Genomic DNA, 22988 nt, shown 5'->3' on the forward strand with positions numbered 1-22988 from the left:
GGTCGAAAGCCGGGGGATGGGAGTGAGGAGTAAACAGGTCCAACTCGATCACTCCGCCGGCAGCCCATGCGTCACGCGGAACTGGCTGCGGTCCTGAGCCCGCTTTTCCGGCCGGTGGCGCGTCAGGGCCAGGATGAAGCCCGCCGTTACACAGATGGCAGTCATCGACGAACCACCATAGGAGATGAGCGGCAGCGTCATGCCCTTGGCCGGCAGCAGTTGCAGGTTCACGCCAACATTGATGATCGACTGGATACCGATCTGCAGCACCAGGCCGGCGACGGCAAAGCGGTTGAAGTCGTTCTTTTCCTTGTAGGCATGCGACAGTCCTCGCAGCACCAGGAAGGCGAAGATACAGACCAAAACCATGCAGAAGACGGCGCCGAATTCTTCGGCCGCCACCGAGAAGATGAAGTCGGTATGCGCGTCCGGAATGATGCGTTTCACGATACCTTCGCCTGGACCGACCCCGAACCAATTGCCATGAATGATGGCTTCCTTGGCGGTATCGACCTGGAACGTATCACCCTCGCCGGTCAGGAACTTGTCGACGCGAAGCGCCACATGCGGAAAGACGTAATAGGCCGTCACGAAACCGCCGGCACCGAGACCGCCAAGCACCGAAATCCACAGCCAGGGCATACCGGCCATGAAGAACATGCCGCCCCAAACGGCGGAGGTGAGGATCGTCTGACCAAGGTCCGGCTGGGCGACGAGAAGGGCTGCAACGATACCGAAGAGGATGATAGCGAAGAGATTGCCGGGAATCTCCGGCTGGCGCGCATGCTCGGCAAACAACCAGGCACAGACTACGACAAAGGCCGGCTTCATGAATTCCGACGGCTGGACGGAGAGCGAGGCGATATTGACCCAGCGCCGCGATCCCTTGACCTCGATGCCGAAGAACAAGGCGAACAGCATCATCGCCAGCGAGACGATCAGGAGAATAACCGCCGTTCGCCGCACTTGCCGCGGCGTCATGAAGGAGATGCCTATCATCGCCGCAATCGCCGGAACCAGGAACAGGGCATGGCGCTTGACGAAATGGAAGGGCTCGAGCCCGATGCGCTCGGCAACCGCGGGCGACGCCGCGAAGGAGAGCATGAAGCCGATACCGATCAGCAGGACGAATAATGCCAGGAACACACGGTCGATGGTCCAGAACCATTCGGCCAAGGCCCCACGCTCAACGCGGCTTACCATATCATTTGCCTCCTGTTGCTGAACCAACCAGCATGGTGACACCCTCAATCGCGGCCACATGGCTGACGAAGGCGTCACCCCTGACTTCGAAATTCTTGTACTGGTCGAAGCTTGCGCAGGCCGGTGACAACATCACCGCCGCCGCCTCATGCTCGTCCTTGTCCGCATCATCAGCCGCATGGGCGACCGCGCGCTCCAGCGTGCCAGAAATCTCGTAGGGCACCTGTTCGCCGAGCGTCGCCGCAAAGGCTGGAGCGGCTTCGCCGATCAGGTAGGCCTTAGCGATGTGCGGAAAGAGCGGAGCCAGCGTCGTGATGCCACCCTCTTTCGGCAAGCCGCCGGCGATCCAGTAGATACGATCGTAACTGGAGAGCGCGGGCGCGGCCGCATCCGCATTGGTTGCCTTGGAATCGTTGACGAAGACGACGCGACCACGCCGGCCGACCGGCTGCATGCGATGCTTAAGCCCGGGAAAGGATCGGAGCCCGGCACGGATATCGTCGCCGGAAACACCGACCGCCAGGCAGGCGGCGATCGCGGCGGCCGCGTTCTGGGCATTGTGGCTACCGCGCAATGTCTGGATGCCATCGAGATCGGCGATCTCCTCGATCGCGCAGATCGATGCCTCGATGATACGGCTGCCTTCCGCGTAAAGCCCGCCCGCCAGCGCATGCCGGCGCGAAATGCGAATAACCTTGGCGCCCGCTCGCTCGATACGGTCGGCGATCAGTGAGGAATAGCTGTCGTCAACGCCGACGATGGCCACGCCACTGCCGGCGACGAGACGCTCCTTGATATCGGCATAGTGCTGCATCGTGCCATGCCGATCGAGATGATCAGGCGTCAGATTGAGCAGGATGCCGGCGGAAGGGTCGAGCGTCGGGGCGAGATCGATCTGATAAGAGGAGCATTCGACAACATAATAGCGCTCCGCCTTCGGCGGATCCAACGTCAGAATGGCCGTACCGATATTGCCGCCGAGCTGCGTGTCACGGCCGCTCGCTTGCAGGATATGGGCGATCAGCGCCGTCGTGGTGGATTTACCGTTCGTGCCGGTAATGGCGATGAAGGGGCAATCTGGCGCATGCTCGCGCCGCTCGCGCACGAACAGTTCGACATCACCGATGACCTCGACGCCAGCGGCGCGGGCAAGATCGACCGTCCAATGCGGCTTCGGATGCGTCAGCGGCACGCCCGGCGACAGCACGAAAACCGACAGCCCGTTCCAATCGATGGTTCTAAGATCGGCGACCGGGATCCCTTCGGCCGAAGCCTTCGCCACGCTATCGGGATTGTCGTCCCAGGCAGTCACTTCCGCGCCGCCGGCGACAAGCGCCCGCGCGGTGGCAAAGCCCGAGCCGCCGAGGCCGAACAGAGCGACCTTTTTTCCCTTGAGCGTGGTGACTGGGATCATCGTCGCCTCACCGCAGCTTCAGGGTGGAGAGGCCGATCATCGCCAGGATGACCGCGACGATCCAGAAACGCACGACCACCTGGCTTTCCGTCCAGCCCTTCTTTTCGAAGTGATGGTGGATCGGCGCCATCAGGAAGACGCGGCGCCTGGTCATCTTGAAGAAACCAACCTGGATGATCACCGAAAGCGCCTCCAGCACGAAGAGACCGCCGATGATCGCCATGACGATCTCATGCTTGGTGGCAACCGCCACCGTGCCGATCAGGCCACCAAGCGCCAGCGAACCGGTATCGCCCATGAAAATGGCTGCCGGTGGCGCGTTGAACCAGAGGAATCCGAGACCGGCGCCGATAACAGCGCCGAGCACCACAGCCAACTCGCCCGTGCCAGGCACGAAGTTGATCGCCAGATAGTCGGCAAAAACGAAGTTGCCGGCGAGATAGGCGATAACACCGAAGGACGCCGCCGCGATCATGACCGGCACGATGGCAAGCCCATCAAGGCCGTCGGTCAGGTTCACGGCATTGCCGGCAGAAACGATGACGAAGGCGCCGAACAGCACGAAGAACATGCCGAGATTGAGCATGAAGCTCTTGAAGAACGGGAAGGCGATCGACGAACCGAAGGTCGAGCCGGCGGGGCCGGAGGACAGGGCCGTGTTCATCATGAAGTAGACGGCGATTGCGGCGATGATAAATTCGAGGCCGAGGCGGGCGCGACCGGAAAAACCCTTGTCGCTCTGCTTCGTGACCTTCAGATAATCGTCATAAAAGCCGATGGCACCGAAGCCGAGGGTAACGAGCAAGGTCGCAACCACATAGACATTGGCGAGATCGGCCCACAGCAGCGACGACACCACAATGCCGGCCAGGATCATCAGCCCGCCCATGGTCGGCGTGCCGGCCTTCTTGAAGTGAGTCTGCGGACCATCAGCGCGAATCGGCTGCCCCCGGCCCTGACGCACACGCAGGGAAGAGATGATTCGTGGCCCGAAGAGGAATACGATCAACGCCGAGGTGAACAAGGCGCCGCCTGTACGGAACGTGATGTATCTGAACAGATTGAGAAATCTGAAGTGGGTACTGAAAAAATGAATATGGTCCGACAGTTCGGCAAGCCAGATTAGCATAAGAGCCCTTTCTAAAGCCCCTGATGGGAGTGGGGCTCCGTGTCGGAGAATGCTGGAAACTTGTCAAGCAAAGCCGTCACGATCTTCCCGAAACCTGTCCCCAGCGACGATTTCACCATCAAGACGTCGCCTGGAGCGACGGAATTGAGTACGAATTCCGCGAGCTCTTCCGTGTTCTCGCGATATTCGACATAAACACTTTCAGGCAGCGCATCCCTGAGCGCCGCCATTTCCGGACCCGCCAGCCAGACATGCTCGATGCCGGCCGCAAGCAGCGGCCCGGCAAGGTTGGCATGCACTCTCTGGGCATAATCCCCCATTTCCAGCATGTCGCCGAGAACGGCGATCCGCCTGCCCGCCCTGCTCCCGACATTCGCATCCGGCGAAGATGTAGCCAGCAGCGCGATAGCCGCGCGCATGGATGCGGGATTGGCGTTGTAACTTTCGTCGATCAGCGTGAAATAGCCGTTACCGACGACCCGCTTGTGGCGTTGCCCCCTGCCCTTTTCGGCCTGCAGGGTCGCGAGCGCGTCGATCGCCTTGTCGAGATCGGCATCGACCAGCATCACAGTCCCGAGAACGGCCAGCGCATTTTCCGCGATATGCCGTCCGGGTGCGCCGATCGCCACTTCCATCGTTTCGCCGCCGATCGTCAGCCACAGCGTCGAATTTTCTTCCGAAGCGTTGAATTCCGCCAGCCGAACATCCGCCTTGGCGTGCTGACCGAAGCTATGCACATGCTCGACACCGGCGGCCAGTGCGGCGCGCTCCAGGAATTCGAACTGGTCGTTGTCACGGTTGAGAATGACGTGCCCGCCCGGCGCGACGCCGTCAAAAATCTCCGCCTTGGCGGCGGCGATTTCCGTAATGCTCTTGAAATTGCCGAGGTGAGCCGGCGCTATCGTGGTGATGATCGCCACATGCGGCTCTACCATCTTGGCAAGCGGTCGGATCTCCTCCGGATGATTCATACCGATCTCGAAGACACCGAAATCCGTATCTTCAGGCATACGCGCCAAGGTGAGCGGCACCCCCCAGTGATTGTTGAAGGAGGCGACGGAGGCATGCACCTTGCCGGATGGCGAGAGCGTCCGGCGCAACATTTCCTTCGTGGTCGTCTTGCCGACCGATCCCGTGACGGCGATGATCTTCGCCTGCGTGCGCTGGCGCGCGGCAACACCCAATCTTCCGAGCGCCGCCAGGACGTCGTCGACAACGATCTTCGGCACGGTCAGCCGACCCATGGCCGGCAGCCGCGCCTCGCTGATGACGATCATTGCTGCGCCATTGGCCATCGCCAGGTTCGCATAGTCATGGCCATCGACCCGATCGCCCTTGATGGCAAAGAAGGCTTCGCCGGGCTTGATCGAGCGGCTGTCGATGGAAATCCCCGTAATGCCTTCAGGCATCGCCCCGAAGGAGCGACCCACAATGGCGGCGATCATGTCTTCAGTTGTCCAAAGCCAGCTCAAGACTTTACCTCCTCCAATGCTTTGCGCAATTCGGCATGGTCGGAGAAGGGCAGCGTAACGCTGCCGATCGTCTGACCTTCCTCATGCCCCTTGCCCGCGACAATCAACGTGTCACCGGATGTCAACATGCTAACCGCCGCACGGATCGCTTCGGCGCGATCGGCGATCTCGGTAGCACAGGATGCCGCCGCCATGATCTCGGCGCGGATCGCTGCCGGCTCTTCAGAACGTGGATTATCATCGGTGACGATGACAACGTCGGCCAGACGGCACGCAATTTCCCCCATGATCGGCCGCTTGCCGCGATCGCGGTCGCCGCCGCAACCGAAAACGACGATGATGCGGCCGGTGGTGAACGGCCGCACCGAGGTCAACACATTTTCCAGGGCATCCGGCTTATGGGCATAGTCGACATAGGCAAGTGCGCCATCATGGGTATGACCGACAAGCTCCAACCGGCCGGCGGCACCCACGAGTTTCTCCAGCGCCGCCATCGCGACCGGCGCGGCAACACCGGTGGATATGGCAAGGCCTGCCGCCACCAGCGCGTTGGCAACCTGGAAATCGCCGGCAAGCGGAATGTGAATCTCGAAAATATCGTCGCCGACATGCACTTCGGCAATCTGCTTGTGACGGAAATGCTCGACGCGCTTCAGCGCCAGGAAATCCCCCTTGCGGCCGACGGTGCGTATGTCCTGCCCGGTATCGCGGGCAGCGGCAATCGCCTGTTCCGACCATGGATCATCGGCAAAGATGACCGCCGGGGAACCCTTCGGCAACAGATCCCGGAACAGGCGCATCTTGGCGGCCATGTAATCCTCGACCGTCGGATGATAGTCCATGTGATCACGGCCAAGATTGGTGAAGGCGGCGGCCGCCAACCTGACGCCATCAAGGCGGAATTGATCGAGGCCATGGCTTGAGGCTTCCATCGCCGCATGGGTCACCCCTTCATCGGCGAGTGCTGCGAGCAACTGGTGCAACGACACCGGATCGGGCGTCGTCAGCGAACCGTAATCGTTGCGCGTCGGCGACACGACCCCTGTCGTGCCGATCATCGCGGCCGGATGACCGGCATAGGCCCAGATCTGGCGCGTGAAGGACGCAACCGAGGTCTTCCCGGCGGTGCCGGTAACGGCGACCATCGTTTCAGGCTGCTTGCCATAAAAGCGTGCGGCGGCAACGGCGAGAAAGCGGCGCGGCTCGGCAACGGTCAAAAGCGGGGCGCCGGTAACGGCTGCGCCATGGCCGGCGATAACGACGGATGCACCACGGGAAACAGCGTCGGCGATAAAACTTGCGCCGTCAGCCTTCGTGCCGGCAACAGCGACAAACGCCATGCCCGGTGCAACCTTGCGACTGTCGGCGGAAAGGCCAGTTATCTCAAGATCGCCAAGTGCCCCGCCGACCTGTCCGTTGAGTTCCGGAAACGTATTTCCGGCAATGTCCCGCAAGTTCATCGAATATACTTTTCGTTTTTGATCAGTCCGCCCTCTCGCGAATCGACCCGTGTATTCTTTCACGCTTAATAAGACACCAGCAAGGCCGAGTTATCTTTTCCAAAGCTGGGCTGGATTCCGAGGATCGGCGCGGCCCGCGCGATGATATCACGGGCGATCGGCGCCGCCGTGAAGGCCGAGATCGTGCCGCCATGTTCACCGGTCTTCGGCTCGTCGCAGAAGGTCATGATAATATATTGCGGATTGTCGATCGGGAACGCCGCCAGGAAGGTATTGAAGTTCAGCGTATTCGAATAGCGGCCATGAACGACCTTGTCGGCCGTTCCGGTCTTGCTGCCGACATCATAACCCGGAACGCGGGCAGCGCGGCCGGATCCCTTCGAGCCGTTGAAATCGAGTAGGAAGCGGACATTGTCGCTAGTGCTCTTCTTGATCACGGTTTTCGCGACCTCGTCGGCCTCGGAACGGTTGCGCGGCAGGAAGGTCGGGTCGATCAGCTTGCCGCCGTTGACAAGGGCAGCACCGGCAACGGCCGTCTGCAGCGGAGTGGTGGAGACGCCGTGACCGAAGGAAATGGTGATCGAGTTGATCTTCTTCCACACGCGCGGCTGGCTCGGCATCTTCACTTCCGGCAGCTCGGTATGCATCTTGGTGAGCAGCCCGATGCGCGTCAGAAACTCCTTGTGACCGTCGATGCCGACGAGATCGGCGATCTTCGCCGTGCCGATGTTCGAGGAGTACTGGAAAATTTCCGGAACGGTCAGCACGCGACGCTGGCCATGGAAATCCTTGATGGTGAACCCGCCGATGCGGATCGGGTTGGTGGCGTCGAAGGCGTCACGCAGCGTGACCTTGCCGGAGTCGAACGCCATGGCCATGGTGAAGGTCTTGAAGGTCGATCCCATTTCGAACGTGCCGTTCGTCATGCGGTTCAGCCAGCCTTCCGAGGCACTTTCGTTCGGATAGTTGGGATCAAAATCGGGAGCCGACGCCATTGCCAGCACTTCGCCGGTGTGAACGTCGAGTACCACCGCGCCGGCACCCTTGGCCTGGAAATTATTGACGGCGTTGACGACAGCGTCATGGACGATGTCCTGCACGCGCAGATCGATCGAGAGTTTGACCGGCTGCAGCGGCTGAGAGTTGGTCATACCGGCGGCGGCGAGATCGGCAAGCCCCTGGTCGTCAATGTATTTTTCCATCCCGGCGACGCCGCGATTGTCGATGTTGACGTAGCCGAGAATGTGGGACGCGGTGGAGCCGCCCGGGTAAAAGCGACGCTTCTCCGGACGAAAACCAATACCGGGAATGCCGAGCGCCAGGATCTGGCTCTGCTGCTTCGGCGTCAACTGCCGGCGAAGCCAGGCAAAATGCGAGGTCTTGACCGCAAGCTTCTTGTAGGTGCCCTTGGTGTCGAGATCGGGCAGCACGGTGCGTAATTCCTCGACCGCCTCGTCGGGATCGATGATCTTGTTTGGCTCGGCAAACAGCGACACGGTTCGGATATCGGTGGCAAGCAGTGCGCCATTGCGGTCGACGATGTCAGGGCGCGACGCCATCAGCCGGTCCGGCGGCAGGATGCTCGACGTCGTATCCGGCGCCGTCATGGCAAACTGGGCAAGACGTCCGCCGATGATGCAGTAAACAATAGTAAAGCTTGCAACCAGCAGAACGACGCGGCTCTTGGCCTGATTCGACTTGCGCTTGCGGACGCCTTCGAAGGTTGAATTTCCGAAGCCACCGCTCGGGCGGTTGTTGCCGTCGGTGGAGAAATGCGCCTTGCTTTTCAAGACCATGATGCGCGAAAGAAAAGACATCACTCGTTCACCGATCCCGTTGCGATATTGTCGACATCCTGCTTCTTGCGCTTTGCCAGCGACGGCTGCTTTGTAGCTGGGCGCGGCGCGGGAGCCGAGGCGACATCGGCGATCGCCTTCCTGATCTCCGCATCCGTGCTATCGCCACTCTTCGCGGCCGCAGCAGCAACCTTGCCGCCGCTCGCCTTGGTGCTGCCGGTCTTGGCATTCCCTGCCTTCGCGCCGTCCTTGGCATCGGCGACAATTTCAGGCGGAAGCTGCGTGCGCAGCATCGGCAATTCGCTCGGCTGCACGATCGCGGTCGAGAGGGTCGGCTGCAGCTTGAGTTCGCTATTATAGTTGTTGACCAGCCGCTCCAGGCGGTTCGGCTGAACGACCAGCGCCCAGTCCGCCTTCAGAAGCTCTATCGTGTCCTTCTCCAGCTTGATCTCGGATTCAAGGCGATGAACCTCTTCGAGCTTCAGCTCGGCACGATGCTTGATCGTATAGGTAACGCTGGCCATTGCCGTCATGACGCCAATCAGAACGATGTCAAAAGTCCTCAGCATATCAACCTCCGAGCTTTCCGAGACTGGCGAGATTGGGCAGATCGAAGATAGAAAGATCGGCGGCCTCGGCCTGAACACTGGTGCGAAGGCCGGCGCGAAGCTTAGCCGAACGCGCCCGCGGATTGATCTCCGCCTCCGCATCGCTCGCCGAAATCATCGGCTTGCCGATCGGATCGAACGTCGCCAGCCGCTCATGCACCATGGGCATATGGCGCGAACCGCCGGCGCGGCCGGAGCGATCGGCGAAGAACTTCTTGACGATGCGATCTTCCAGCGAATGGAAAGTGACGACGACCAGACGCCCGCCCGGCTTCAGCGCCCGCTCGGCGGCAAACAGCGCCTGCGCCAGTTCACCAAGCTCGTCATTGACGAAGATGCGCAGCGCCTGAAAGACGCGGGTGGCCGGATGAATCTTGTCCTTGGCCTTTCGCGGCGTGACGATTTCGATCAGACCAGCAAGGTCGCGAGTGGTGACGAAGGGTGCCTCCGCCCGGCGCTTTTCGATCGCATGGGCGATCCGCGGAGCCTGCTTCTCCTCGCCGAGAAAGACGAAGATGCGGATGAGATCGGCAAGCTTGGCGTGATTGACGACATCGGCTGCCGACACGCCGCTTGCCGACATACGCATGTCGAGCGGTCCGTTCTTGCTAAACGAGAAACCGCGCTCGGCCTCGTCGAGCTGCATGGAGGAGACGCCGATATCGAGCACGACACCATCAAGCCCGCCCTGCGGCGCATGATCGGCGAGCTGCGAAAACTGTGACTGAATGAGCGTCAGACGGCCCGCATGCGCGGCGACCATCGCCTGCCCCGCAGCGATCGCCGTCGGATCGCGATCCAGCGCAACCATATCGGCGCCGGCCGCCAGGATGGCCGATGTATAACCGCCGGCACCGAACGTGCCGTCCAGAATGAGCTTGCCGGGAGCAGGCGCCAGCGCCTCGAGTACTTCCTTGAGAAGAACCGGAATGTGGCGAACCGGTCCGCCATCGGCATCAGTCAAACCTCCGCCTGAATTCGCCACCATTCCGTTTCCCCGTTCTATTCCGAGCGCCGCCCCGCCAGCTTGCGCTCCTCTCGTGCCTGCGCCTGCAAGGCTTGGAAAGCCTCCGGCTGCCACAGTTGAAAATGATCCGCCCGACCCACAAAGGTCACCTCGTTGGCGATGCCGGTGAAGTCGCGGATGAAATCCGTGACCATCAACCGCCCTTCCGCATCGAGCTTCATAAAGACCCCGCCCCCGTGAATGAGGAGCGACATCTGGTTCGCCGCCGGCGAAAACGGATCGTCCGCCGCAATCTGCCGCTCGAACCGGTCGAGCAGATCGAGGCCGCCGACGCTGATCGCCGGAAACACAAAATCCTGGAAACAGTACAGCTCCTGGATATTGCGCTCCGCCAGCACGGACCGAAACGCCGCCGGCACGGAAACCCGGCCCTTGGCATCGATCCTGTTTGTCGCATTCGACAGGAAGCGGTTCATGACGCGAAACACCCGTTCCCCATGACCCACGGGCAACTACTCGCCCACAGACACAGCCAAAATCGGACACAGCTTCGCAAGCCGAAAGAACGAACACTCTTCCGACTCCTCCTTGAAGGGAGGGATCATGGCTTTGCGATGAATGGGCACTGATTTGCCCTTGTGCAATGTGCTTTTGGGATACCATGGGACCATATGGGCGTCAATGGGATGAAGCCACACAGACGTGGCCACAGCCTAAATATTCATAAGCCGTTAAGTTTAACGAATGGTTATGATCGCCCTGTACAGACGCTCCAAAACGGTTTGTTTTCACAGGTGAAAACGCTTCCTCCGGACATGGCGGAAAGGCTGAGAATCAAGGCTTTCGATCGCCTGAAAAATGTTCCGCGAGCCCGGATGACGAGGCATCGGCGACGCGAAGGATGATTTGCCAGTTGGCCTGTAAGCCGGGTTCTGTATGGCTCCGACCGAGGCCGGAACGTGGCAGCCATTCATCTGGGACGACGCTTGCGCGCCGCCTCATGCAACCCACCCGGATGACCGGCCCGGAAACGGGCTGGAGCGCTTTCGCGCTCCGCGTCATCCCTATTCGGTTTTGCTCCCGGTGGGGTTTACCGTGCCGTCGCTGTCGCCAGAGACGCGGTGGGCTCTTACCCCACCCTTTCACCCTTACCCGATCCAAGAATCAGGCGGTTTGCTTTCTGTGGCACTTTCCCTGAGGTCGCCCTCGCCGGACGTTATCCGGCACCGTGTTTCCGTGGAGCCCGGACTTTCCTCCCCCTACCGCCTTTCGGCATTGGTAAAGCGCGGCTGCCCGGCCAACTGGCAGAGGCTCATTAACCGAGACAGCCGGCAATTGCCACCGAAATATACGGCTTTATCCCAGCTTCGACCTAGGCGCGGAAATGTGCTGAGAAATCCGTGCGGTAGCCGTCGTCCTTGATTCGACCTTCGAGCAGCAGCTCGCCGCCAAGCCTGCCGATCTCATCCGAACTCTTGGCCGCCGTGCCGCAGCCGCCAGTCAGAACCGCCACGCGCGGCGAAGACGTATAGCCGATCATCGGGTAGCCGGTCGGCGAATAGGAAACGGCGCAGGAATTGGTAAGCGAGGACGGCCGGGTCACGCCGGGGACCAACTCGTGGAAAATCCGCGCCAGGTGATCGCGCGCCTTATCGCGGCCGGCTGTGCGAAACCATGCGCGTAGTTCCGGCTCGCTATCGAATTGGAGGTCGTCCGGATCGCCGCCGATCTTCATGTAATATTTGCCATCGGGATAGCGGATCGGCGGCAGCATATAGATGCTGTCGGCATCGTCGAGCGTCTTGGAGATCAGCGACGGCATCGCCGACATCGCCTCGGCTTCATCCTTGCTGACCTCGAAGAAAGTTACCGTGCGGCCATAAACCTTCATCTCAACTGGTCGCGGCAACAGATTCTCCGCAATGGAGAAACCGCCGGCGGCAAGCAGAATTTTCTCGGCATGGAACGTCTCGCCTTCTGCCGTGGTGACGGCCGCCAGGCCGCCTTCGTCGCGGATGGAGACGGCGGTCTGTTTGATGACCTTCGCTCCCACCTTTTCCGCCAGCAGCGACTGCGCCTTCACCAGCCGCCTGGGACTGATATGGCCAGCGCCCTGTGGCTCGTGGACACCTTCGCTGCCTTCCGCGAAAGAGAAGAAGGGAAATTTCGCCTTCAGCCCGGCACCGTCCAAAAGCTCGGTACGGACGCCCAACCGAGATGCCGCATCGATGACGTCGGCGACATAGGCATCGGCTCCACCCCGCTTCGGTCCGACGACAAGGCAGCCGACCGGCGAATAGAACTGGATGCCGCTGTCGCGCTCGATCTCGGCATAGCGGGCGATCGACCGGTTGGCGAGGCGCGCCCAGTCGGCGTCGGGATCGATAGTACGGGTAATGCGGCCCTCGTCATAGTGACTGCCGAACACACCCTGATGATTGGCGCGGTCTTCCGGTTCGTCCGGGCCGATGACGGCGATACCGTCCGTTTGTCTGGCCAGATGGCGGGCGGCTGCCGCCCCCATCATTCCTCGCCCGACGACGATGAACCTGAAATCCGCTGCCATATTACGTCCCTCACGAATGATCACGCGTTCGATAACATGGAAAGCGATTCCGCCCTACTCGCGATCCCGCTGGAAATCGACCTTAGTCGAGCAGCGCCAGTACCTTGCCGCAATATCTCTTGGAGATCGGATTCATGCGGGTCGCGCCGTGGCCGGCATTGTATTTGAGGATGGTATTGCAGGTCGGGCCGCCACCGAGATCCTGTGCCATGGCAAGGTATTTCATGCCGAACTTGATGTTCGTCTCGGGATCGTAAAGACCCTTGGTGCTACCGGAATAACCCATCAGCCGTGCCGTCGCCGGCTTGATCTGCATCAGGCCGATCTCGCCGGCGCTGCCACGCGTTCTCGGATTGAAATTGCTTTCGATTTGGACAACGGCAGTCGCCAGTTCGACCGGCACGCCGTTCTGCTTGGCGTATTTGGTAATCAGCGCCGAATAGGCTTTTCGTCCGGTGAAGGAATTTTCCACGTCGCGCAGTTCCGCGGGGACACCCGATATCGGATAGTTGGCCGTGCGCTTGGTGATCCGCAATGAAACGGTCTCGGTTCTCTCGCCACGCTGGCCTGCAAAGGCAGAATCGTATCCTGTCAGCAACACGCTCACGCACGCTGCCGCCGCAACAATCAAATTTTTCATGTAGTCTTTTGTCTCCAGGCGTGGGATCGCGGATGGCATCCACCATCAGTCCGGCGGGAGGCAAAAAGAGCCGCCGGAGGGCACGGTCCCCGTTGTTTGTTTACGGCCGTGCGACACACAAACTAAACTTGCACGGCCGCCGTTCAGCAAGCGCCGTTAGACCAGTGCAATGCGGAAATAATAGGGAAATCATGTGGCAGCGCAGCACCTTAGGCTTTTTCAGCTCGAGAGCTGGCCTGCAACCGTCAACAAGGGACGGCTTATATCAGGAAAAGCGAGGCAGGCTGGAGAGCAGGCGATGCAGCGTGTCGATGGTCGAAAAATCAGCAATACCGTCTACCCGCTCCGGACGGAAATGACGCTGAAAAGCCTGAACATCCCCTTCCAGCTTGGTGGAGAATTCACCTGTAATTTCAGTTCCATAACCATAGAGCGAAAGCATGGACTGCAACGCCTCGATCGGCTGGCCGACATCGCCCTTCTGGAAGAACCGCCCGCCGGTGATCGGCGCCGGCTCGACCCAGTGGCCAACACCCGCGGCCGCCAGTCGCGCCCAGGGGAATTTTTCGCCCGGATCGACCTTGCGAACAGGGGCGACATCGGAGTGTCCGAGCACCCGCTCAGGCGCGATTGCCCAGCGTTGGCCGCAATCGCGACATAGTTCGATGACCGCTTCGACCTGCGCGTCGGGGAAATCCGGCAGCCCGCCGGGATGACCGGCATTGGCGATTTCGATGCCGATCGACAGCGAATTGATGTCGGCTTCGCCCCGCCACAGGCTTTTGCCGGCGTGCCAGGCACGACGCTCCTCCGGCACGAGCTGGATCACCCGCCCGTCCTCGAAGACGAAGTAATGGCTCGACACCTGGCTTTCGGCGCGACAGAGCCAATCAAGCGCACCTTCGGCTGTGCCCATGCCCGTATAGTGCAGAAGGATCATGTCCGGCTTGCGCCCGCCCTCCCGCTCGCCATGGTTCGGCGACGGCTGCACGCTGGCGCCAGCAAAATCTGCCGGAAAGGAACTCATGCGGCGCGGCGTTCTCTCTCGATTTCCTCGTAAGCGGCGTTGAGAGCCGCCATACGCTCATTGGCGATGACGTGGAACTCCTCCGGCACGCCCCGCGAAACGAGACGATCGGGATGGTTCTCATAGACCAGGCCGTGATAGCGGCGGCGAATGGTCGTGAAATCATCCTGGGGCGAAACGCCCAACACCTTGTAAGGATCGCGGCCGTCGGCGCTGACATGGCGCGCCATGATCTGCTCGAAGCGCTGCTCGCTCATATGGAAAATCTGCGCGACGTGCTGAAGGAAAGCCATTTCCTTCTCATGGATCAGGCCATCGGCCTTGGCGATATGGAAAAGGCCGTCGAGCACGTCTTCCAGGACCGGGCAATTGGCGGCGCAGGTAACGCAAAGCGACGACAGCCGCTCGGCATAGGCCTCGTAACCGGCGACGTCCTGACGCGCCAGATTATAAAGGCGAGCAACGTTCTTCGCCTGATCTTCCGGGAATTCGAAGATCTCGCGGAAGGCATTGACCTCGTTTTCGGTCACCACGCCATCGGCCTTCGCCATCTTGGCGGAAAGCGCAATGATAGCGACGGAAAAAGCAACCTTGCGGCGAGTTTCCGGGTCGCCTTCAAACAGCGTGCGGATAGCTTCGACCACAGCCGACAGGGCATTGCCAGCGGTGCTGCCAACAGCATTCAGCAACTTTTCCCAAAACGACATCACGGCCTTAATCATCCTTCCTGATAGGAAACACGTTGATCAAATAATGGTTGCGATTGCAAGCTGTCCATTGGTCGCAAGACCGAAAACACTTTTCACAATTCAGTAATGATACCGTGTTCGGTACCGTCGTTTTCAAACTCATGCGACTGGGAATATTCCCTGTGGCGATAACCAGCAAAGCGCGATTTTCTTAAATTCTTTACTTTACAGCCATGCCCGCCTGTCGCATCCATTCCGACGGCACTCACCGAAATGATGCAGTACGGCTGCAAGGAGGATCCCCATGGCCAAACAGAAAGTCGCAATGCTCACCGCAGGCGGATTGGCGCCCTGTCTCTCTTCCGCTGTCGGCGGCCTGATCCAGCGTTATACCGACGTCGCGCCCGATCTTGATCTCATCGCCTATCGCTCCGGTTATCAGGGCGTTCTGTTGGGCGACCGCATCGAGATCACCCCCCGCATGCGCGAGGATGCATACCTGCTGCACCGCTACGGCGGTTCGCCGATCGGCAACAGCCGCGTCAAGCTTACCAATGCCGCCGACTGCGTCAAACGCGGCCTGGTCAAGGAAGGTGAAAATCCGCTGCGCGTCGCCGCGGAACGCCTCGCCTCCGATGGCGTCACCATCCTGCACACGATCGGTGGCGATGACACCAACACGACGGCGGCCGATCTCGCTGCCTATCTCGGCGCCAATGGCTACGATCTGACCGTAGTCGGCCTGCCGAAGACGGTCGATAACGATGTAGTGCCGATCCGCCAGTCTCTCGGCGCCTGGACGGCCGCCGAAGTCGGTGCGCACTTCTTCGACAATGTCAGCAACGAACAGACCGCTGCACCGCGCACCCTCGTCATCCATGAAGTCATGGGCCGCAGCTGCGGTTGGCTGACGGCGGCAACCGCCCGCGCCTATATCCAGAAGACCAGTGCCAATGAATATGTCGAAGGCTTCATGACCAATGCCGAGATGAAGAGCATCGATGGCCTTTATCTGCCGGAAATGGACTTTGACATTGAGGCCGAGGCCGACCGCCTTAAATCGCTGATGAACAAGACCGGTCATGTGACATTGTTCGTCTCGGAAGGTGCTGCACTCGACGCCATCGTCGCCGAGCGCGAGGCCTCCGGTGAGACCATCAAGCGCGACGCCTTCGGCCATGTGAAGATCGACACCATCAATGTCGGCAGCTGGTTCCAGAAGCAATTCGCGTCCCTCCTCGGAGCTGAGCGCTCCATGGTGCAGAAGTCGGGTTACTTCGCCCGCTCGGCGCCGGCCAACGGCGAGGATCTGCGCCTGATCCAGGGCATGGTCGACCTCGCGGTCGAAAGCGCCTTGAACAAGGTGTCCGGCGTCACCGGCCATGACGAAGGCCAGGGCGGCAAGCTGCGCACCATCGAATTCCCGCGCATCAAGGGCGGCAAACCCTTCGATCTGTCCTTGCCGTGGTTTGCTGGGGTTATGGATCATATCGGGCAGAAATACACGCAATCCTAATTGACGGATCGCAAATCAAATGTCTTTGCTGGCGGCGAAAAGGAATAGAGGAGGATTCCATGACAATTGAAACCTGGCTCGCTTTCGCCGCCGCATCCTGCATCATGCTGGCAATTCCCGGCCCGACCATTCTCCTCGTGATCTCTTATGCGCTGGGTCATGGCCGCAAGACGGCGCTCGCAACGGTCACCGGCGTAACGCTCGGCGACTTCACCGCGATGACAGCTTCGCTTGCCGGTCTTGGCGCGCTGCTCGCCACCTCGGCGACGCTGTTTACGGTCCTGAAGCTGGTCGGCGCAGCCTACCTTATGTTCCTTGGAATCAAGCTCTGGCGTGCGCCGATCGTGACTGGTCCGATGGGTGACAACGACAATCTTCCTGAGGAAAAACCACTCAAAATTCTGATGCACGCCTATGTTGTAACGGCCCTGAACCCGAAGAGCATCGTCTTCTTCATCGCCTTCGTGCCGCAGTTTCTCGATATGTCGAAGCCATTCCTCCAGCAAACCCTTATTCTGGAAGCCACTTTCCTGACTTTGGCGGCTTTGAATTCGTTGGTCTACGTCTTCGTTGCCGATATGGCGCGCGGCTTTATCCGCAAGGCAAGCGTGCAACGCGCCGTCAACCGGACGGGCGGAACCCTGTTGATCGCGGCCGGCGCCGTCACCGCCGGATACCGTCGGATGGCCGCTTGAGGCCGTCCAGGGTTGCGATGGGATCATTCATAGGTTAATGGGAATTCATAAATTTAGCGATCCTGTGACGAAATTGCATCGCGGGACACAGGGTGGTTTTTCGAAAGTGACAGAATGGTAGCGATTGGATTTCCCAGCCTTAAGCGCAGCGTTGCCTTTTCGGCAATGATGTGCGGCGCTCTTGCGGGGTGCGCTAGCACTCAGCAACAGACGTCCCAGGCCGGGCTCCCGTCGGCACAAACCAACGTGCCGCATCCGAATACAGCCTCGACGACTGGCGCTGTTGCTCCGTCCACGGGAGGCGTTGCCGTAGCGTCCGCCGCTCCTGCGACCGGCGTGCAAGGCCAGCCCCAGCAGCAGGCAGTCCTGATGAAGTCCGACCGCGTTCAAGCCGGTTCGGTTGGCCAGGGCCAGATCCAGGCAGCCCAGGATCGCATGGGCGCTCCGGCTGCAAATGCTCCCAACGCCCCAAACCAGGGCACGGTTGCCATCGCGGCCGCGACCGGCGTGCCGACCGCAAACACGTCTCCAGCGGCGGCCTATGCCGCTTCCGACGAACCGCCTATCCCTGCCGTTGTCGCCATCCCGATGCCAAACCCGGCACGCCCCGGCGATAGCGCGCTTCTTCCGGTCTCGAGCTCGGCCTCCGCCGCTCAATCAACCATTCCTATGACGTCGGACGTCGCGGCAATCCGCTCAGTAGCAGTGCCAACACCACGCCCGGATGAAGATGCACCAGTCATGGCGCCTGCCGAAGTCGCCTACGCCGCACCCCAGCAGATCGGCGCCTTGCGTTATGCCGACAACCGCATGCGCTACGACTTCAACTTCGACACCAGCGGCCCTACTGTCGTTTCAGCCGTGTTGACCACTCCGAATTACGAATCCAACGTGCCGCCGGCGGAAAAGAGCTATGTTACGAAGCTCATCCAGAAATACGCCAAGATTTACGAAATCCCTGAATCGCTGATTCATCGCGTCGTTCATCGCGAGAGCCGTTACGATCCGAAAGCCTATAACAAGGCCGGCTATTTCGGCCTGATGCAGATCAAGTACAACACCGCCAAGTCGATGGGTTATGAAGGCCCGGCGTCGGGTCTGCTCGATGCCGAAACCAACATCAAATATGCCGCGAAATATCTGCGCGGCGCGTGGATGGTCGCTGATAACAAGGCCGAGAACAAGGAAGTCAAGGCCGTTCAGCTCTATGCGCGTGGCTATTATTATGACGCCAAGCGCAAGGGCCTGACGGACGTCGCCAACGGCAATTACTGATCTCGTTTTTTAAATTTCAAACGCCGGTCGGACCTCAGGTCTTGGCCGGCGTTGTCGCATCCAGGATCTTCTTCAGCAGGATCTGCGGCTTGTAGTCCAGCCAGCTCGGCGTCAATCCCATCCGCACCAATACAAGATTGGCTGAAGGAACAATGGCAACACTCTGGCCGTCATGTCCGAGCATCCAGAACGTATCCGCCGGCAGGCCGAACTGCGCATCCGAGCCGCCCGGCCCGGCAAGCCAGGCCTGAACCTGCGAATAGGCGCCTTCCGATGCCTTGGTCGGCGTACGCATCGCGCCGACGAAACCCTCCGGCAACAGGCGCTGGCCTTTCCACACACCATCCTGCAACAGGAACTGCCCGAAGCGCGCCCAGTCGCGAGCCGTCGCATAGAGATAGGAACTGCCGATAAAGGTGCCGCGCTCGTCGGCCTCCAGCACGGCGCTCGACATGCCGAGCGGCGCAAACAAGGCATCGCGCGGATAGGCGATCGCAGTGCTTTCGTTCGGGAGCTTGTTCATCCAAACTCTTGAAAGCAGCGTCGCCGTGCCGCTCGAATAGCTGAAACGCTCGCCGGCAGGAGCCTGCTGCAGCGCGTTTGCAGCGATCCCGGTCGAGTCCGGATCGAGATAAAGCATGCGCGTCACGTCCGATACCGCGCCATAGCTCTCGTTGAAGGCGAGACCACTTTCCATGCCGAGGAGATCGCTGAGCTTGATGTTCTTGCGGGCGTCGGCACTCCACTGCGGCAGAAGGTTCTGATCATCGAAGGACATGCGGCCGGTCAGCATCAGCCGGCCGATGATCGCCGCATTGACCGTTTTCGTCATCGACCAGCCGATCAACGGCGTGCCCTTGCCGAACCCCTCGCCATAGGATTCCGCCACGATACGACCATCCTTGATCACGACGACGGCGCGCATGGACGGGCCGGCAAGAGCCGGATCGGTCACGAGCTTCGAGAGCGCCGCGCCTGTCGCATCCTGATCGCCCGCGACCTTGTCTCCATCCGGCCAGGGAGAATCGCGCTTTGGCATTTTGACCTTGTTCAGGAAAACCGCGCTACGAGCTGCCTGCAGGTCACCATCCGGCACTGTCACGCAGCCGAGCGCGCCGCGATAGAGCGCATAGTTCGGCGCAAACATGCCGAGGATGCGGGCGGTCACCACCCCCTCCTCCCGATCGACCGAAACCCGGACGAGTTTCAGCGCCGGATTACCCGGCGCCTGCACGTCATCCGCCAGTACCTGATCGGGATCGCGCTTGGCGATAAAGGTGTTCGAGCAGACGATCTTGGCGGCATAGCCGTCGCCGACCCTCAGCAATTCCGGCGGCGAAACGGAAAGCCAGACGATGCCACCGGCAACAATGATCAGCAATAAAAGAACAAGAGCCGTAATCGCTCTCGATATAAAACGCATGCCATACACCTCCAAAGGTCTGCGGACACAATCAGGAAACGCCGCAATATGAAAGACCTATCGTCATCACAGTTCCGCAAATATCCGCGCGGCCACCGCATGGCCGAAGCTACCAACAGGCCACGTCATCAGACTGTAGCATTGCCGGGTTACACGCCCTGAACCTGACAAATTGGTGACAAGACTCAGATGACGGAATTCGCCCCGGAAGCCGGTCTCCACAAGAATCGGAAACTCAAGGACGCTCTGCTGCAACACAAGGCCCTGTCCAAGGCCGGCTTTTCCGAACGTCTGTTCGGCATGCTGTTCTCAGGCCTCGTCTATCCGCAGATCTGGGAGGATCCGGATATCGACATGGAGGCGATGGAGCTTCAGCCGCATCATCGCATCGTCACCATTGGGTCCGGCGGCTGCAATATGCTCGCCTATCTCTCGCAGAGCCCGGCTTCGATCGACGTGGTCGACCTCAATCGTCACCATATCGCGCTGAACAAGCTCAAGCTCGCCGCCTTCCGGCTCCTGCCCGGCCATGCTGACTTGGTGCGTTTCTTCGCCACGCCGGGCATCGATACGAACAGCCAGGCATACGAAGAGTTCATCGCACCACGGCTCGACCCGGCAACCGCCGCCTATTGGGACGGTCGCGACATGTACGGCCGCCGCCGCGTTACGGTGTTCAACCGCAACATCTACAAGACCGGCCTGCTCGGCCGCTTCATCGGCGCCGCCCATGTGCTGGCGCGCCTGCACGGCGTCCGCCTCGCCCCCTTGACCGAAGCCCGCACATTGCGCGAGCAGCGGCAGTTCTTCGACAACGAGATTGCGCCGATCTTCGACAGGCCGATGGTGCGCTGGCTGCTCGGCCGCAAAAGCTCACTTTTCGGACTTGGCATTCCGCCACAGCAATATGACGAGCTTGCGAGCCTTGCCGGCGACGATTCCATTTCCGGTGTCCTGAGGCATCGCTTGGAAAAGCTGGCCTGCCATTTCCCGATGCAGGACAACTATTTTGCCTGGCAGGCCTTCGCGCGTCGCTATGCCGCTCAGCATCAGGGTCCGTTGCCGACCTATCTGAAGCCCGAGCATTACGCCGCCATCCGCGCCAATGCTGATCGCGTCAGCGTGCATCATGCCAACTTCACCGAGCTGCTCGCCTCCAAGCCCGCCGCCTCGCGCGACCGCTACATCCTGCTCGACGCGCAGGATTGGATGACCGACGAGCAGCTCAACGAACTCTGGGCGGAAATCACCCGCACGGCCCGCGAAGGCGCGCGCGTCATCTTCCGCACCGCCGCCGAAAAGAGCATCATCGAGGGCCGCCTTTCGACCGCGATCCGCGATCAATGGGCCTATGATGAAGAGCGCTCGCAGGCACTGAACGTCCGCGACCGCTCGGCGATCTACGGCGGCTTCCATATCTACGGGAAAAAATCGTGAGCCAGGCGGATACAGGCCTTGAGACGAATTCGAAGAACCATGCCGGACTGATGGACGGCATGTACCGCTACCAGCGGCACATCTACGACCTGACCCGCAAATACTACCTCTTCGGTCGTGATCGCACGATCGCCCATCTCAACGTCCCCTTCGGTGGCTCCCTGCTCGAAGTCGGCTGCGGCACCGGCCGCAATATGTTGCTGGCGCATCGCCGCTTCCCCTCTGCCAAGCTCTACGGTCTCGACATTTCCCAGGAAATGCTGCTCTCGGCCCGCAATAATTTTCGTGGCCTGAAGCAGATGCCGGACTTCCGCGTCGCCGACGCCACCGCTTTCTCATCCACCGAATTTGGTGTCGGCGGTTTCGACCGCGTCATGGTCTCCTATGCGCTGTCGATGATCCCCGATTGGAAGAGTGCAATCGATGCATCGCTCGATGCCGTCGCCCCCGGCGGCGAGTTGCATATTGTCGATTTCGGCCAGCAGGAGCGCCTGCCCGGCTGGTTCCGCACCGTGCTGAAAGGCTGGCTGAAGAAGTTCCATGTCACCCCGCGCGCCGACCTGCGCACGGTGCTGGAAGAACGGGTTGAAACTCGCGGCGCTAAGCTGATCTTCGAAGAGATCGGGCGGGGTTATGCCTGGAGAGCCGTCATCATCAAACCGATCGCCTAGGCCAAAGACCGGAATTCGGCTGTTTTGCGCTTCAAGTATAAGAATTTACTTGAAGATAACGGATTTTTTACGTTGATATGGTGAATAAAGTGGTAAGGCCGAGCTGCAAGCAGCTTGGCCCGCCGCTTCTTTGGATTTTCGGGGACCAGACATCACGGAAGCCAAACCTTGGGGCAGCAAGATCACTCGCGCCATAACGGGATATCCATGCGCAGGCTTCTGTTGTGCTTACTGCCGCTCGCCCTTCTCCTGAACAGCTGCACGACGGGCTATGACGCTCTCCAGACAGCGTCCCTTCCGAAAACACGATTCAAGGATACCAAGCCGCAGGACTTCGGCCGTGATCACCCCGAGCGCCATCCCATCCACGGCATCGACGTGTCCAAATGGCAGGGCGATATCGACTGGCAGACGGTCAAAGGCTCCGGTGTTTCCTTCGTCTTCATCAAGGCGACCGAAGGCAAGGACAGGATCGATCCGCGCTTCAGCGAATATTGGCAGGAAGCCAGCACGGCCGGCATCCTGCACGCACCCTATCATTTCTATTATTTCTGCTCGACGGCAGACGAGCAGGCCGATTGGTTCATCCGCAACGTGCCCAAGGATGCCATGGCGCTTCCGCCTGTTGTTGACGTGGAATGGAATCCCGGCTCCCCAACCTGCCGTACCAGACCGGCTCCGGAGACGGTCCGGACGGAAATGAAGCGTTTCATGGATCGCCTGCAAGCCTATTACGGCAAGCGCCCGATCATCTACACCTCGGTCGACTTCCATCGCGAGAATCTTGCAGGTTACTTCAAGGACTATCACTTCTGGGTCCGCTCGGTCGCCAAGCATCCGACGGCGACCTATACCGACCGGTCCTGGGCCTTCTGGCAATATACCTCAACCGGCGTCATTCCCGGCATCAAGGGGCCGACGGACATCAATGTTTTCGCCGGCTCCGAGCAGAATTGGCAGAATTGGGTAGCGGCAGTAGAGAAGCAGGGAAATTCTTGAC

The 22988-nt window shown here is 60.3% G+C and carries 20 protein-coding genes and 1 other RNA gene; 6 read left to right on the forward strand and 15 right to left on the reverse strand.

Annotated features, from left to right (window positions below; translation table 11 throughout):
- Positions 1–48: 48 nt before the first annotated feature.
- The 14 genes from ftsW to PMI03_RS20555 form a co-directional block, all read right to left on the reverse strand.
- Positions 49–1203 carry a putative lipid II flippase FtsW gene (ftsW, locus tag PMI03_RS20495; RefSeq protein ID WP_007697176.1) on the reverse strand — a complete coding sequence of 385 codons (1155 nt, stop codon included), beginning with the start codon at positions 1201–1203 and terminating at the stop codon, positions 49–51.
- Position 1204: 1 nt separating this feature from the next.
- Entirely contained in the window at positions 1205–2617 is a 1413-nt protein-coding gene (gene murD / locus PMI03_RS20500) for a UDP-N-acetylmuramoyl-L-alanine--D-glutamate ligase (RefSeq protein WP_007697179.1), read from the reverse strand.
- 7 nt (positions 2618–2624) lie between these two features.
- Entirely contained in the window at positions 2625–3746 is a 1122-nt protein-coding gene (mraY, locus tag PMI03_RS20505; protein ID WP_007697182.1) for a phospho-N-acetylmuramoyl-pentapeptide-transferase, read from the reverse strand.
- A gap of 11 nt (positions 3747–3757) precedes the next feature.
- Complete coding sequence (locus PMI03_RS20510; RefSeq protein WP_007697185.1) at positions 3758–5218, reverse strand: UDP-N-acetylmuramoylalanyl-D-glutamyl-2,6-diaminopimelate--D-alanyl-D-alanine ligase; 1461 nt, start codon at positions 5216–5218, stop codon at positions 3758–3760.
- Positions 5215–6678: a UDP-N-acetylmuramoyl-L-alanyl-D-glutamate--2,6-diaminopimelate ligase gene (locus PMI03_RS20515; protein WP_007697188.1), complete on the reverse strand. Its 1464-nt coding sequence runs from the start codon at positions 6676–6678 to the stop codon at positions 5215–5217. Before PMI03_RS20515 ends, PMI03_RS20510 begins: the two co-directional genes overlap by 4 nt.
- 65 nt (positions 6679–6743) lie before the next feature.
- Entirely contained in the window at positions 6744–8495 is a 1752-nt protein-coding gene (locus tag PMI03_RS20520; RefSeq protein ID WP_007697190.1) for a penicillin-binding protein 2, read from the reverse strand.
- Entirely contained in the window at positions 8495–9043 is a 549-nt protein-coding gene (locus PMI03_RS20525) for a hypothetical protein (protein ID WP_007697194.1), read from the reverse strand. The genes PMI03_RS20520 and PMI03_RS20525 overlap by 1 nt, the downstream gene beginning before the upstream one ends.
- Position 9044: 1 nt before the next feature.
- Complete coding sequence (rsmH, locus tag PMI03_RS20530) at positions 9045–10070, reverse strand: 16S rRNA (cytosine(1402)-N(4))-methyltransferase RsmH (RefSeq protein ID WP_007697197.1); 1026 nt, start codon at positions 10068–10070, stop codon at positions 9045–9047.
- A gap of 14 nt (positions 10071–10084) precedes the next feature.
- Entirely contained in the window at positions 10085–10525 is a 441-nt protein-coding gene (gene mraZ, locus PMI03_RS20535; protein ID WP_039974387.1) for a division/cell wall cluster transcriptional repressor MraZ, read from the reverse strand.
- 429 nt (positions 10526–10954) lie between these two features.
- Positions 10955–11354, reverse strand: an RNA gene (rnpB, locus tag PMI03_RS30760) — RNase P RNA component class A.
- A gap of 67 nt (positions 11355–11421) precedes the next feature.
- Positions 11422–12615 (reverse strand): FAD-binding oxidoreductase, encoded by a 1194-nt coding sequence (locus PMI03_RS20540; RefSeq protein ID WP_007697210.1) that lies wholly within the window; start codon positions 12613–12615, stop codon positions 11422–11424.
- Between the two features lie 82 nt (positions 12616–12697).
- The gene (locus PMI03_RS20545; protein ID WP_012651826.1) at positions 12698–13255 is read right to left on the reverse strand and encodes a lytic transglycosylase domain-containing protein; all 558 of its coding nucleotides are present in this window, start codon (positions 13253–13255) and stop codon (positions 12698–12700) included.
- Positions 13256–13520: 265 nt separating this feature from the next.
- A complete protein-coding gene (locus PMI03_RS20550) occupies positions 13521–14282 on the reverse strand; it encodes an N-acetylmuramoyl-L-alanine amidase (protein WP_007697215.1) in 762 nt (253 codons plus the stop codon).
- Complete coding sequence (locus tag PMI03_RS20555) at positions 14279–14989, reverse strand: DnaJ family molecular chaperone (protein ID WP_007697218.1); 711 nt, start codon at positions 14987–14989, stop codon at positions 14279–14281. The genes PMI03_RS20550 and PMI03_RS20555 overlap by 4 nt, the downstream gene beginning before the upstream one ends.
- 286 nt (positions 14990–15275) lie before the next feature.
- On the opposite strand from PMI03_RS20555, the gene PMI03_RS20560 reads away from it, so the two are divergent.
- The 3 genes from PMI03_RS20560 to PMI03_RS20570 all read left to right on the forward strand — a co-directional run bounded on the left by PMI03_RS20560 (position 15276) and on the right by PMI03_RS20570 (position 18457).
- Positions 15276–16487, forward strand: coding sequence for a pyrophosphate--fructose-6-phosphate 1-phosphotransferase (locus PMI03_RS20560; protein WP_007697221.1), 1212 nt, complete (start codon positions 15276–15278; stop codon positions 16485–16487).
- 59 nt (positions 16488–16546) lie between these two features.
- Positions 16547–17182 carry a LysE family translocator gene (locus tag PMI03_RS20565; RefSeq protein ID WP_007697224.1) on the forward strand — a complete coding sequence of 212 codons (636 nt, stop codon included), beginning with the start codon at positions 16547–16549 and terminating at the stop codon, positions 17180–17182.
- 369 nt (positions 17183–17551) lie between these two features.
- Complete coding sequence (locus PMI03_RS20570) at positions 17552–18457, forward strand: lytic transglycosylase domain-containing protein (protein ID WP_007697228.1); 906 nt, start codon at positions 17552–17554, stop codon at positions 18455–18457.
- 34 nt (positions 18458–18491) lie between these two features.
- Here the strand turns inward: PMI03_RS20570 and PMI03_RS20575 are convergent, their stop codons facing one another.
- The gene (locus PMI03_RS20575) at positions 18492–19880 is read right to left on the reverse strand and encodes a serine hydrolase (protein ID WP_007697232.1); all 1389 of its coding nucleotides are present in this window, start codon (positions 19878–19880) and stop codon (positions 18492–18494) included.
- Positions 19881–20069: 189 nt separating this feature from the next.
- Here PMI03_RS20575 and PMI03_RS20580 point away from each other — a divergent pair, with 189 nt between their 5' ends.
- The 3 genes from PMI03_RS20580 to PMI03_RS20590 all read left to right on the forward strand — a co-directional run bounded on the left by PMI03_RS20580 (position 20070) and on the right by PMI03_RS20590 (position 22987).
- On the forward strand, positions 20070–21317 hold the full coding sequence (locus PMI03_RS20580; RefSeq protein ID WP_007697235.1) for a DUF3419 family protein: 1248 nt from the start codon (positions 20070–20072) through the stop codon (positions 21315–21317).
- Positions 21314–21988, forward strand: a complete 675-nt coding sequence (locus PMI03_RS20585) for a class I SAM-dependent methyltransferase (protein WP_007697239.1) — start codon at positions 21314–21316, stop codon at positions 21986–21988. Before PMI03_RS20580 ends, PMI03_RS20585 begins: the two co-directional genes overlap by 4 nt.
- Before the next feature lie 207 nt (positions 21989–22195).
- On the forward strand, positions 22196–22987 hold the full coding sequence (locus PMI03_RS20590; protein ID WP_007697242.1) for a GH25 family lysozyme: 792 nt from the start codon (positions 22196–22198) through the stop codon (positions 22985–22987).
- Position 22988 lies beyond the last annotated feature (1 nt).

Source organism: Rhizobium sp. AP16 (assembly GCF_000281735.1).
Lineage (GTDB): Bacteria > Pseudomonadota > Alphaproteobacteria > Rhizobiales > Rhizobiaceae > Rhizobium > Rhizobium rhizogenes.

Bases quoted from the DNA above. Each gene is read 5' to 3' on its own strand.
- mraY (WP_007697182.1), bottom strand. From the start codon at position 3,746: ATGCTAATCTGGCTTGCCGAACTGTCGGACCATATTCATTTTTTCAGT.
- PMI03_RS20555 (WP_007697218.1), bottom strand. From the start codon at position 14,989: ATGTCGTTTTGGGAAAAGTTGCTGAATGCTGTTGGCAGCACCGCTGGC.
- PMI03_RS20590 (WP_007697242.1), top strand. From the start codon at position 22,196: ATGCGCAGGCTTCTGTTGTGCTTACTGCCGCTCGCCCTTCTCCTGAAC.
- PMI03_RS20570 (WP_007697228.1), top strand. From the start codon at position 17,552: ATGAAGTCCGACCGCGTTCAAGCCGGTTCGGTTGGCCAGGGCCAGATC.
- ftsW (WP_007697176.1), bottom strand. From the start codon at position 1,203: ATGGTAAGCCGCGTTGAGCGTGGGGCCTTGGCCGAATGGTTCTGGACC.
- mraZ (WP_039974387.1), bottom strand. From the start codon at position 10,525: ATGAACCGCTTCCTGTCGAATGCGACAAACAGGATCGATGCCAAGGGC.
- PMI03_RS20560 (WP_007697221.1), top strand. From the start codon at position 15,276: ATGGCCAAACAGAAAGTCGCAATGCTCACCGCAGGCGGATTGGCGCCC.
- PMI03_RS20520 (WP_007697190.1), bottom strand. From the start codon at position 8,495: ATGTCTTTTCTTTCGCGCATCATGGTCTTGAAAAGCAAGGCGCATTTC.
- rsmH (WP_007697197.1), bottom strand. From the start codon at position 10,070: ATGGTGGCGAATTCAGGCGGAGGTTTGACTGATGCCGATGGCGGACCG.
- PMI03_RS20565 (WP_007697224.1), top strand. From the start codon at position 16,547: ATGACAATTGAAACCTGGCTCGCTTTCGCCGCCGCATCCTGCATCATG.
- PMI03_RS20550 (WP_007697215.1), bottom strand. From the start codon at position 14,282: ATGAGTTCCTTTCCGGCAGATTTTGCTGGCGCCAGCGTGCAGCCGTCG.
- PMI03_RS20580 (WP_007697235.1), top strand. From the start codon at position 20,070: ATGACGGAATTCGCCCCGGAAGCCGGTCTCCACAAGAATCGGAAACTC.
- PMI03_RS20575 (WP_007697232.1), bottom strand. From the start codon at position 19,880: ATGCGTTTTATATCGAGAGCGATTACGGCTCTTGTTCTTTTATTGCTG.
- PMI03_RS20525 (WP_007697194.1), bottom strand. From the start codon at position 9,043: ATGCTGAGGACTTTTGACATCGTTCTGATTGGCGTCATGACGGCAATG.
- PMI03_RS20515 (WP_007697188.1), bottom strand. From the start codon at position 6,678: ATGAACTTGCGGGACATTGCCGGAAATACGTTTCCGGAACTCAACGGA.
- murD (WP_007697179.1), bottom strand. From the start codon at position 2,617: ATGATCCCAGTCACCACGCTCAAGGGAAAAAAGGTCGCTCTGTTCGGC.
- PMI03_RS20545 (WP_012651826.1), bottom strand. From the start codon at position 13,255: ATGAAAAATTTGATTGTTGCGGCGGCAGCGTGCGTGAGCGTGTTGCTG.
- PMI03_RS20540 (WP_007697210.1), bottom strand. From the start codon at position 12,615: ATGGCAGCGGATTTCAGGTTCATCGTCGTCGGGCGAGGAATGATGGGG.